This is a genomic window from Mycobacterium sp. E2989 (assembly GCF_001667595.1).
Lineage (GTDB): Bacteria > Actinomycetota > Actinomycetes > Mycobacteriales > Mycobacteriaceae > Mycobacterium.
Map to the genome: position 1 here is coordinate 45,868 of NZ_LZJX01000030.1, position 11,111 is coordinate 56,978.

An 11,111-nucleotide genomic window follows, 5' to 3' on the forward strand; every position below is an offset into this window, starting at 1 on the left:
ATTCCATTACCGCATTAAGCTCACCGTGAGTAATACTTCGCCGAGTTGGCGGGTGGAAAGTCGTTCGAGACCTTGATGATTCGAGGCTAGGCCAACAGCGGCTGCAACGCGGCGCGCAGGTCGCCGACCTTCGGCACCCCGGCGGTCCGGTACCGCTGACGGCCCTGAGCGTCGAAGATCAGCGTCGTCGGCAGCGACAACACCGACAGCCGCTTGGCGGCCACGGGGTTGGCGTCGATGTCGATCTCCACGTGCGACACGTCGGGCAGATCGGCGCAGACTTGGTCGACCACGCGGCGCACCGACGCGCATGGGCCACACCAGGCGGCGCTGAAGTGCACCACGGTTGGCCCCGTCTGCGCCAACCCCAGGTCCGACGTGTCCTGTTGGGAATCGGAATTGGTCTCGCGCAACACCCCGGAGCGTCGATTGAATATCGCGCCCGCAGCTGTGGCGGCACCCAGCGCCGCGAATAGCGCCGTTCCGGCGATGACAAGGGTGCTCACGTGGACCTCAGATGGAGAAGTCTTCGCCGTGCCATACCCCGGCTTCCGGTGGCCGGATGACACTTTCGGACTCTTGTCCGTCGTTAGCCGCCTCCAGCCTGGCCACCCGGGTGAGGAGCGACTGGAGGCTGACGCCCACCAGGTCGGGCATCATCGAGTCGTCGGGGCTGCTTCGCCCGTGGCGGCTGATGACCTGTCCGGGCACCCCGATGACGACGGCGCTTGACGGAACGTCTTTGACGACGACGGCGTTGGCGCCGATCCGGCTGTCGTCGCCGATCTTGATCGCGCCAAGCACCTTGGCGCCGGCGCCGATGATCACCCGGTCGCCGATCGTCGGGTGGCGTTTGCCGGTTTCGCTGCCGCTGCCGCCGAGGGTGACCCCGTGGTAGATGGTCACGTCCTCGCCCACTTCGGCCGTCTCGCCGATGACCACGCCGGTCGCGTGGTCGATGAACAGGCCGGGGCCCAATACCGCGCCCGGGTGGATCTCGACTCCGGTCAGGATGCGGAGCAGCTCGGCGAACGTCCGCGCGGCCAGCCTGGCGCCGCGATTCCAGAGCCAGTGGTTGATTCGGTGGCCCCAGATGGCGTGCACGCCCGGATACGCGAAGATCACCTGCAGCGTGGTCGGTCGGGCCGGGTCGCGCTCCCTGGCGGCCCGGATGTCACGTCGGATGGCGGCGAGCATGACTAATCCGCCAGGTCGGCGAAGAGCGGCGTGCTCAGATAGCGCTCACCGAAGCTGGGCAGCACCACCACGACGAGCTTGCCGGCGTTCTCGGGACGGCGGGCCACCTGCAGCGCCGCGACGACGGCCGCGCCCGAGGAGATGCCGACCAGCAGCCCCTCCTCCCGGGCCAACCGACGGGCCATGTCGAGCGATTCCTCGTTGCCGACCGTGATGACCTCGTCTACCAGGTCCATCTCGAGCACCGGCGGGACGAATCCGGCGCCGATGCCCTGAATCGGGTGCGGACCCTTCTGACCGCCGGACAGGACCGGTGACGCGGCGGGCTCCACGGCCACAAAACGCGCCGACGGCTTGCGTTCCTTGATGACCTGGGCGACGCCGGTGAGCGTCCCTCCGGTCCCCACCCCGGAGACGAAGAAGTCGATCTTGCCGTCGGTGTCCCGCCACACCTCCTCGGCGGTGGTTTTGCGGTGGATCGCGGGGTTCGCCGGGTTCTCGAACTGTTGCGGGATGAAATACCGTTGGTCGCTCTTGGCGAGCTCTTCGGCCTTCGCGATGGCCCCGGCCATGCCTTCGGCGCCCGGCGTCAGCACGATCTCGGCGCCGAACGCGCGCAACAACATTCGGCGTTCTTTACTCATCGTGTCCGGCATGGTCAGCACGCAGTGATAGCCGCGGGCGGCGCACACCATCGCCAGCGCGATGCCGGTGTTTCCGCTCGTCGGTTCCAGGATGATCGTGTCGGGCTTGATCAGGCCCGCCTGCTCGGCCGCGTCCAGCATGGCGACCCCGATGCGGTCCTTCACGCTGTTCGCGGGGTTGAAGAACTCCAGCTTGGCGACGACGTCGGCGACCGCCCCCTCGGTGACCCGGTTCAGCCGCACCAGCGGCGTGTTCCCGATCAGTTGTGTGACGTTATCTGCGATGCTCATCTGTCTTCCTCAGGCGATGTCGGTACATGACTCGTCGGTCGGCCAGCTGATGTCGTATTCGATGGCCACGGCTGTGGGTACGGTCAGCGCGATGGGGGTGAATCGATGTGCCGCTCCCTCCACTGCGACTCCGGTCAGCACCCGCCCGGTGAGGCTGTCCGGTGTTGTCGCGGTGACTGTCGTGGTGGACGTACCCGGTGCGGGCCGCAGGTAAAAGTCCGTGCCCGCCTGCACAGCGCCGACGACCGTCTCACCGTCGGAGTCGACGAGTGTGTGTCCGTCACCAACATTGAGCGTCAACGGGATTGGCACTTGAAACGGTCCTATGAGCTCCGAATTGGCGGTTGCGTCGGTATCGACTAGTTGTGGTTCCACCGTATCGCGCAAGGCTTTGCGCGCCCCAGTGATCAGATAATTGTAGAGGTGCACAATTCGATCGGCATTGCGGTAGTGGCGGGCACCGGTCAGCCAGAAGCGAACATGGTCGATGGTCGGATTGGTCGCGTCGGTCGTCGCGATCAATCGGTAATGGCGATACCCACGACCCCCGCTGCCGTGGCTGCTGGCCGAAACGGTGCTACCCACCCCGAGCGTGCGCCGGTGGCGACCCTTGCCCGCGTCCACCGTCAGCTGGGAACGCGAAATGTCTTGCCAGGCAATGCCGTCGGCGGACTTCTGCAGTTTCAGTCCGACGGCGGCGTCCGACGCCACCCATACCGAGTACCCGCCCAGTTGCGGTTCGCCGTCGAATTCGAAGGTGATCACGCGTCCGCCCGCTCGGCGCACCTTGACGGGAACGTTCAGCGGCCGGGTGTCCAGGGCCAAACCGTTGGTGAAATGCCAAATCGCGGCCTGGGTGGCGGCAATCGCCTCGTGTTCGCCGATATGGGCCCGGCCCAGCGGGTTGCCCGCGGCGCGCAGGCTTTCGCTCAGTTCGGCGGTCGTGCGCATCGGGAAGGAGTTTCGCAGGATCCAATCGACCTCGGCTTCGTGGTCGCGGCTGCGCAGGTGGGGCAGCGCCGACCAGCTGTCCAGGCGGTACCGGGACGGCTCATGTGGGGCGATGCCGAAGAAGTCCAATGAATACGCGTGCAGGTTGGGATTGACCCTGATGAGGTCGGTTCGGGCGGAGCTACCGTCGGCGAACACGATCGTGTCCACGGTGTGGGAGTACGTGCCGCCGCGGTAGCGCGTCATCCGCGCGACTTCCGTCGCGGGCCGGACGAGGACCCGGTGACGGGTCTGAACCGCCGCGGAGGCGCGGGTGGATAGGGACATCACTGTCATGGCTGGTCGTTCTTCCTACAAAGTTCTCGGTTGGCGAACGCGCGCCTGGCGACCGCGGGGTGGGAAGGCCCATCCACCGGCGGGAGAGCGCGGGATTTCTACTGCGTCAAAAAAGCGTCAGGAAATCAACAACAGCGACAACAACAGCAGGCGGCAATGCGCGAAGGAACGAAGCGCGGCTGAACGGCCTGTTGCATGGGCCCCACTATAGGCCCAGACAAAGATCACTGTCAGATTGCGGGCGCTTTCCGGCCCTTTAACTCAGCACGGGAGTAATGCTTTGCCCTGCCCCGAGAGTCTCCTAGGCTCGGCGCGCGAAGCCGGTCACGGCGGGTGATCATGGACCTGCCGCACTACGCTGCAGCATTCGATCGAGCACGGAAGGACCACGATGACGTCGGCTCAAAGCGAGTCTCAGGCACTCGGCGATCTCGCAGCTAGACAGCTGGCCAACGCGACGAAGACCGTCCCGCAGCTTTCCACGATCACGCCCCGCTGGTTGCTGCACCTGCTCAGCTGGGTGCCGGTGGAAGCGGGCCTGTACCGGGTGAACCGGGTGGTCAACCCAGAAGGGGTCGCGATCAAGGCCGAAGCGGGCGCGGGCACCGAAGAGCCGCTGCCGGAGACCTACGCCGACTACGAGACCAGCCCGCGCGAATACACGCTGCGCAGCATCTCGACCCTTGTCGACATCCACACTCGGGTCTCCGACCTGTATTCGAGTCCCCATGACCAGATCGCCCAGCAGCTGCGGCTGACCATCGAGACCATCAAGGAGCGCCAGGAGTTCGAGTTGGTCAACAGCCCCGAGTACGGGCTGCTGGCCCAGGCGACTCCGGAGCAGACCATCCAGACGCTGGCCGGTGCTCCGGCGCCCGACGACCTGGACGCGCTGATCACCAAGGTGTGGAAGACGCCCAGCTTCTTTTTGACCCATCCGCTGGGAATCGCCGCGTTCGGCCGCGAGGCCACCTACCGCGGCGTGCCGCCGCCGGTGGTCAGCCTGTTCGGTGCGCAGTTCATCACCTGGCGCGGCATCCCGCTCATCCCGTCGGACAAGGTGCCGGTGGAAGACGGCAAGACCAAGTTCATCCTGGTGCGCACCGGCGAGGAGCGCCAGGGCGTGGTCGGCCTGTTCCAGCCGGGCCTGGTCGGCGAGCAGGCGCCGGGGCTCTCGGTGCGGTTCACCGGCATCAACCAGTCGGCGATCGCGACCTACCTGGTCACCCTCTACTCGTCCCTGGCCGTGCTCACCGACGACGCGCTCGCCGTGCTCGACGACGTCGCCGTGGACCAGTTCCATGAGTACAAGTGAGTACCGCGCGGTAGACGCGGAAAGCGACCTGCCCATCAGCGCCGCGGAACTCGCCGCGTTGGCCACCCAGCTGTACGCGGCCAGCATCCGGCCGGGTCCCGACAGCCCGCCGCAGTCGGCGCCGCCGGCCCCGCGCGGCAGCGTGCCCGACGCCACGGCCGCGACGTCGGCCGGGCAGGCGGTCGCCGGCACCGCCGACGTGTATCCGGCGCCGATTCCGGCGCTGGGTTTGACCGACGTGTACGTTCCGGCCCCGACATCGCCCGAGCCCGAAACGCCGCCGCAGGCGGTGCCCGTCGCCCCGCGCGGCGGCGTGCCGGACGCCACGGCGGCGACGTCGGCCGGACGGGCGGCCGTCGCGGCGGTCGACGTGTATTCGGCCCCGATACCGGCGCTGGGTGTCACCGACATCTACCTGCCGGGTCCTGCGTCACCGGAGCCCGACGCCCCGCCGCAGACCGTTCCGGTCGCGCCCCGGGGTGGTGTGCCGGACACGACCGCCGCGTCGGGCGACTTCGGCGGACTCGGGGTGCCCGCCGCCCCGCCGTACGCGGTGCCGTCCTGGGGATCACAGGCGCCGCCGGTGCCCGACCTTCGCTGGTCGGAGCTCGCCGTGCCCGCCGCGCCGCCCGCACCGACCGGTGACGAACACAATTACTCGTTCCTCAGCGTTGCCGACGCGGTGCCGCGGCTGCCCGACGAGCACGAGGTGTTCGACGTCAACGCGATCCGGGCGGACTTCCCGATCCTCAAGGAGGTCGTCAACGGAAAGCCGCTGATCTGGTTCGACAACGCGGCGACCACCCAGAAGCCGCAGGTAGTGATCGACCGGCTGTCACACTTTTACGCTCACGAGAACTCCAACATTCACCGCGCCGCACACGAATTGGCGGCCAGGGCCACGGACGCCTACGAGGAAGCCCGTGACACTGTGGCCGAATTCATCGGCGCGCCAAGTTCCGAGAACATTGTGTTCGTGCGGGGCACCACCGAGGCGATCAACTTGGTGGCGCATGCGTGGGGCGGCAAGCATCTGCAACCCGGCGACGAGATCGTCATCACCCACCTGGAGCACCACGCCAACATCGTTCCCTGGCAACTCATTTCGCAGAAAACGGGTGCGATCCTGAAGGTTGCGCCGATCGACGACGCGGGCAACCTGCTGCTGAGCGAATTCGAGGAACTGCTCGGCCCCAGGACGAAGCTGGTGGCCGCCAGCCAGGTGTCCAACGCGTTGGGCACGGTGGTTCCGGTGGACAAGATCGTGGAGCTCGGGCATCGCTATGGCGCGCGGGTGCTGATCGACGCGGCTCAGTCGATTCAGCATGTGCCGGTTGATGTTTCGGAGCTCGGTGCCGACTTCCTGGTGTTCTCCGGGCACAAGATCTACGGTCCGACCGGTATCGGGGCGCTCTACGGCACCGAGGAGGCGCTGACCGAAACGCCGCCGTGGCAGGGCGGCGGCCACATGATCGCCGACGTGACGATCGAACGCTCGCTGTATCAGGGGCCGCCCACCAAGTTCGAGGCCGGCACCGGCAACATCGCCGACGCCGTCGGGCTCACCGAGGCGCTGCGGTACGTGCAGCGATTGGGGATCGAACGGATTGCGGCCTACGAGCACGCGTTGCTGGAGTACGCGACGCCGCGGTTGGCCGACATCCCGGGTGTCCGGTTGGTGGGCACCGCGACCGAGAAGGCCAGCGTGCTGTCCTTCGTGCTCGCGGGACACGAGCCGCTCGAAGTGGGCAAGGCGCTCAACGCGGAGGGTATCGCGGTCCGCGCCGGGCATCATTGCGCGCAGCCCGCGCTCCGGCGGTTGGGGCTGGAGGCCACCGTTCGCCCGTCGTTCGCGTTCTACAACACGTTCGAGGAGATCGACGTCTTCCTCCGGGCGGTGCGCAGGATCGCCGAGGGCGGCACGAACGTCGGCTGATAGCCGGTTAAGCGCCCGTGTACCAACCCAACACGCGCGACGTCAGCAACACGATGCCCAGCGAGACCGCGGCGACGACCGTGAGCCCGATGATGGCGACCACCAGCGGTCGCCATCCGGTGCGCGCGATCTGGCGGATGTCGGTGTTGAGTCCCACACCGGCAAAAGTCAGGAGGAACGCCCATTTCGACACGTTGGCGAGGTTGGCGGTTTGGCCCTTGGTCAGCCAGCCCGCCGTCGCGATCGCGGAGACCACGAGGAAGCCGAGCACGAACTTCGGAAACTTCTCCCAGACGAACGCGGCCTTGGCCTTGGCCCCGGGCGCGATCTCGTCGGCCTGCCCACGCGCGGCCCAATAGAGGGCGAAGCCCAGGACCACGAACCCGATCAGCGCGTTACGGGTCGACTTGACCAGCACCGCGATCTTGCCGGCGTGGTCGGAATACAGGTAGCCCGTCGCCGTGGTTTCGGCCGTGTTGTCCACCGAAAGCCCGGCCCACAAGCCGAATTCGTGATCGGTGAGCCCGATCGCGTGTCCTAACGGCGGCAACGCGAACAGCGAGACCGCGCCCAGCGCCAGGATCGCCGCGATCGCGTAGCTGACATCGGCGTTGCGGGCCCGGATCGCGCCCTTGGCCGCCACAATGGCCGACACCCCGCAGATGGACGTCCCGATCGCCAGCAGCGAGCCGAGCTTGCCCGACAACCCGAACGCGCGCGCCGCGACGATGATGATCGTCCCCGCGATCGTCATGTCGACCAGGATCTGCACCAGGCTGATGCCGCCGAGTTTCGCGATGTCACCGAGGACGAACCGCGAACCGAGCGCAACGATCCCGACCTTGAGCCAGAATTCGTAGGTCTGCACGCCGGGCCGGAATATCGGGTGCAGGCCGACGGTGTTGGTGATGAGCAACCCAATCACGATGGCCCACAACACGTATTCGATGTCGGGCACCGTCCAGTGGTGGTGCTTGGCCAGCGTGTTCCACCAGATCTGGGCGTACTTGCCCAGCACCCCGACGCCGATCAACAGCAGGATGCCCGGCACATAGTCGAGCGGACGTGCGCTGGTGAATGTGGCCTCGGTCGACGTTTCGTCGGGTTCGACGCGAACGGTGCTCATGCGGTCACCACGGGATCTTCGGAAGCAGGTTGGCCACGGCCAGCGCGACGATCACGCCGGCCACCGCGGTCGCCCACCAGTCCACCGATATCGAACCGAGCCGCGCCGGCCAGCCCGGTGATTGCGGCCTTTCATCGTGTCCATCACTCGCGTCACCCATGCTGCTTGCTCCTCAGTCCTCTGCGGCGGCCATGGGCGCCACATCCTTTGCGAATGATGGTGTCTCGGGGCGCGGCCACCAAGTGATTGGCTCGCCCTGAATTTAGGCGCGCGGTCGCGGTCAGGTTGGCAGGCCGTGCTTTTCGGCATCCGCACGGTACCGGCCCACCCAGTCATCGGAGCGCTGGTCCGCTTGGCGTTCGAGCACCGGCTCGGGAGCCAGTTGCGGGTCGAGTCCCAAGGCCTCCAGGATGGCGGCCACCACCTGAGTCAGGTTGCGCCACAAGACCGGATAGGGGATGTCCATTGGCTTGACGTCCTCTTCGGCGAACCAATTCCGCCAGGCCTCGTCCTGGGCGCGCAACATGGTGACGACGTGGGCGATGGCGCCGGCGTGATAGGTGGCGCGCGCGTCGCGGACCGGGTCCGGCCGGCCGCGCCACACCCGCGTCTGCACCGCTCGCCAGAACGAGACCGCCTGCGAGATCACGTCGGGCCGGTGGACATAGATGAAGAGCGGTTCCTCGCCCACCACGTCGCGGATCGCGGCCCGCAGACCGTCACCGCTTCGATTCGGCAGATTCTTTGCGCGATCAAGCAACAGCGGAGTCTGGTTCCACATCAGCTTGCCGCCCCAAATGCCGTTCGGTGTCCTCCCGACCGTGCGGATGTAGTCCCGCCAAATCTCCGGCGGCGCGAGGTCAGGCGTCCCGGCATCAAGCGGGTCGAGCAGGCTCAGGATCGATTCGTCCTCCACCCCGGCGAACCATTCGCGCGGCTGTGGGGCCTGGCTGGTGGCCGGCAGGTATTGAAAGAACTCCTGCGGCTCGCCGGCGACGCCGGTCGCGCGCAGCGATTCGACCAACAGCGTGCTGCCGCTGCGTTGGGATGCCAGCACCAGATACGAGGACGGGCGATCAGTCACCTCGCAAGCGTATCCGGGTGGAAATGCTCTCGCAGGTGGTCCTTTTAGGCTCACCCTGACCGTAACCCTTGCTTCGAATACCGGCCCTCGCCGACTGTGTCGGTGGCGGCGATAGCCGAACGGGACGGTGGCCGTGAACGCTCATCCAGGTTTGCGATGGAAAACTCGGCAAGCGACGAGTCGCCATTCTTCGATCCCGCCAGCTGAGGGCTCGCCGACGCATGTGACATTGGCCGCATGCTGGTCCGGCCGCCTTCGTGCCCCTCCCGCGAACCACCCCGCGCTCTGGCCCCGGTCGCCGTGCGACCGCAGGATCGGGCCCTAACCTGGGGTTATTCACGTCATGGCATGCCGTGATGATCGACGACGGCATGAACTCCCGCCAACCCTCACTCGGTGCTGGCCATATTTCTTCGTGTTGATTGCAACTCTTACGCGCGCATAGCCGTGCCCGTAAATTCCTGGCGTGGTCTATGCGCGGCAAACTGACATCGCAGTCGGCGTGTAAAAACATCCGCGGCTTTTGCGCCGGTTAATTACCGGCGCATTAATTGCATTACGAGAATGGAACACGGGATTGGGCCATATGAACGGCGGTCGGGCGGAGCGAGCCTTGTGAACGGCTCCACCATCGCGAAGCCCATGAATGCTCTGGGCGAGTTCTTCCTACTCAGCGCCCGAGCGCTGATCGCCGCGGTGCGGGGTCCGTGGGCGTGGCGGGAGTTGCTGGAGCAGATCTGGTTCGTCGCACGGGTGTCCATCGTTCCGACGATCATGTTGTCGATCCCGTACACGGTCCTCATCGTGTTTGTCCTGAACATCCTGTTGGTCGAGATCGGCGCCGGTGATCTGTCCGGTGCGGGCGCGGGTCTGGCGTCGGTGACGCAGGTCGGCCCCGTCGTCACCGCGATGGTCGTCTCCGGTGCCGGGTCGACCGCGATGTGCGCAGACCTGGGCGCCCGCACCATCCGGGAGGAAATCGACGCGATGAAGGTGATCGGCGTCGATCCGATTCAGGCCCTGGTGGTTCCGCGCATCATCGCCGCCACTTTCGTCGCGGTCCTGCTGTACTCGGTGGTTGCGGTCACCGGGCTGACGGGAAGCTACGTTTTCGTGGTCTTCGTTCAGCACGTCACCCCCGGCGCTTTCGTCGCAGGAATGACCCTTGTTACGGGGCTTCCGCAGGTAGTGACGTCGCTGATCAAGGCCACGCTGTTCGGGTTGTCGGCGGGCCTGATCGCTTGCTACAAGGGCCTGTCGGTGGGCGGCGGTCCCACCGGTGTCGGTAATGCCGTCAACGAGACCGTGGTCTTTTCTTTCATGGCACTCTTTTTCATCAACATCGTGCTCACCGCGCTCGGCGTGAAGGTCACCGCGAAGTGACCGACGCAGCGGGGGAACCGTCGTGGATCATCAGCCTTGGCCCGCGGGTGACCGATTACGCCCGCAAGCTCGGTGAACAGACGGCGTTTTACGGGCAATCCCTGGTCAACATCGCCGATGCGGTGCGCCGCTATCCGAACGAGCTGCTTCGGCTGATCGCCGAGATGGGAATGGGCACAGGCGCTTTGGCGGTGATAGGGGGGACCGTAGGCATCATCGGCTTCCTGACCCTGACCACCGGCGCCCTGGTCGCGGTCCAGGGTTACGACACGCTGTCCAACGTCGGGGTCGAGGCGCTGACCGGATTTCTGTCGGCCTTCCTGAATGTTCGGATGATCGCGCCGTGCACCGCCGGCCTGGCGCTGGCAGCCACGATCGGTGCCGGCGCGACGGCCCAACTGGGGGCCATGAGGATCAACGAGGAGATCGACGCGTTGGAGGTGATGGGCATCCGCGCGATCACGTATCTGTCATCGACACGGATCATCGCCGGGATCCTGGTCGTCATCCCGCTATACGCCGTCGCGGTGCTGATGTCGTTCATCGCGGCCAAGTTCCTGACGATTTACAGCTATGGCCAGTCGCGCGGGGTGTACGAGCATTACTTCTCCACGTTTTTGCGTCCCACCGACTTGTTCTGGTCGTTTCTGGCGGCTCTGACCATGGCGACGGGCGTGATGGTGGTGCACACGTATTACGGTTTCACCGCGACAGGTGGTCCCGCCGGGGTGGGGGAGGCTGTCGGGCGTTCGGTGCGGTCATCGATGATCGTCACGGCCTTTGTCTGCCTGGCGATTTCGCTGTCCGTCTACGGACAGTCCGGCAACTTCAACCTGTCGGGATGACGG

General features: G+C 66.2%; 11 protein-coding genes. 4 read left to right on the forward strand and 7 right to left on the reverse strand.

Features of this window, described 5'->3' with window-relative positions; all coding sequences use genetic code 11:
• Positions 1-86 precede the first annotated feature (86 nt).
• Genes A5680_RS07295 through A5680_RS07310 form a run of 4 tightly spaced genes read right to left on the reverse strand, consistent with a single transcriptional unit; the run spans position 87 to position 3,419 of the window.
• Positions 87-506, reverse strand: a complete 420-nt coding sequence (locus A5680_RS07295; protein WP_055400750.1) for a thioredoxin family protein — start codon at positions 504-506, stop codon at positions 87-89.
• Positions 507-513: 7 nt separating this feature from the next.
• Positions 514-1,197: a serine O-acetyltransferase gene (gene cysE, locus A5680_RS07300; RefSeq protein ID WP_067817709.1), complete on the reverse strand. Its 684-nt coding sequence runs from the start codon at positions 1,195-1,197 to the stop codon at positions 514-516.
• Positions 1,198-1,199: 2 nt separating this feature from the next.
• Positions 1,200-2,132 (reverse strand): cysteine synthase A, encoded by a 933-nt coding sequence (gene cysK, locus A5680_RS07305; RefSeq protein ID WP_055400746.1) that lies wholly within the window; start codon positions 2,130-2,132, stop codon positions 1,200-1,202.
• Between the two features lie 9 nt (positions 2,133-2,141).
• The gene (locus tag A5680_RS07310) at positions 2,142-3,419 is read right to left on the reverse strand and encodes a thioester domain-containing protein (RefSeq protein WP_055400744.1); all 1,278 of its coding nucleotides are present in this window, start codon (positions 3,417-3,419) and stop codon (positions 2,142-2,144) included.
• A gap of 391 nt (positions 3,420-3,810) precedes the next feature.
• On the opposite strand from A5680_RS07310, the gene A5680_RS07315 reads away from it, so the two are divergent.
• Positions 3,811-4,734 carry a family 2A encapsulin nanocompartment shell protein gene (locus A5680_RS07315; protein WP_067817712.1) on the forward strand — a complete coding sequence of 308 codons (924 nt, stop codon included), beginning with the start codon at positions 3,811-3,813 and terminating at the stop codon, positions 4,732-4,734.
• Positions 4,721-6,670: a family 2A encapsulin nanocompartment cargo protein cysteine desulfurase gene (locus A5680_RS07320; RefSeq protein ID WP_067817715.1), complete on the forward strand. Its 1,950-nt coding sequence runs from the start codon at positions 4,721-4,723 to the stop codon at positions 6,668-6,670. The genes A5680_RS07315 and A5680_RS07320 overlap by 14 nt, the downstream gene beginning before the upstream one ends.
• Positions 6,671-6,677: 7 nt before the next feature.
• On the opposite strand, the gene A5680_RS07325 is transcribed toward A5680_RS07320, so the two are convergent.
• The 3 genes from A5680_RS07325 to A5680_RS07330 form a co-directional block, all read right to left on the reverse strand.
• Complete coding sequence (locus A5680_RS07325) at positions 6,678-7,796, reverse strand: YeiH family protein (protein WP_067817718.1); 1,119 nt, start codon at positions 7,794-7,796, stop codon at positions 6,678-6,680.
• A gap of 4 nt (positions 7,797-7,800) precedes the next feature.
• A complete protein-coding gene (locus A5680_RS25985) occupies positions 7,801-7,956 on the reverse strand; it encodes a hypothetical protein (RefSeq protein ID WP_197281126.1) in 156 nt (51 codons plus the stop codon).
• A gap of 120 nt (positions 7,957-8,076) precedes the next feature.
• Positions 8,077-8,880 carry a Stf0 family sulfotransferase gene (locus A5680_RS07330; protein ID WP_067817721.1) on the reverse strand — a complete coding sequence of 268 codons (804 nt, stop codon included), beginning with the start codon at positions 8,878-8,880 and terminating at the stop codon, positions 8,077-8,079.
• 615 nt (positions 8,881-9,495) lie between these two features.
• Here A5680_RS07330 and A5680_RS07335 point away from each other — a divergent pair.
• Positions 9,496-10,263: an ABC transporter permease gene (locus A5680_RS07335; protein ID WP_055400734.1), complete on the forward strand. Its 768-nt coding sequence runs from the start codon at positions 9,496-9,498 to the stop codon at positions 10,261-10,263.
• A complete protein-coding gene (locus A5680_RS07340; RefSeq protein WP_067817724.1) occupies positions 10,260-11,108 on the forward strand; it encodes an ABC transporter permease in 849 nt (282 codons plus the stop codon). The genes A5680_RS07335 and A5680_RS07340 overlap by 4 nt, the downstream gene beginning before the upstream one ends.
• Positions 11,109-11,111: the final 3 nt, after the last annotated feature.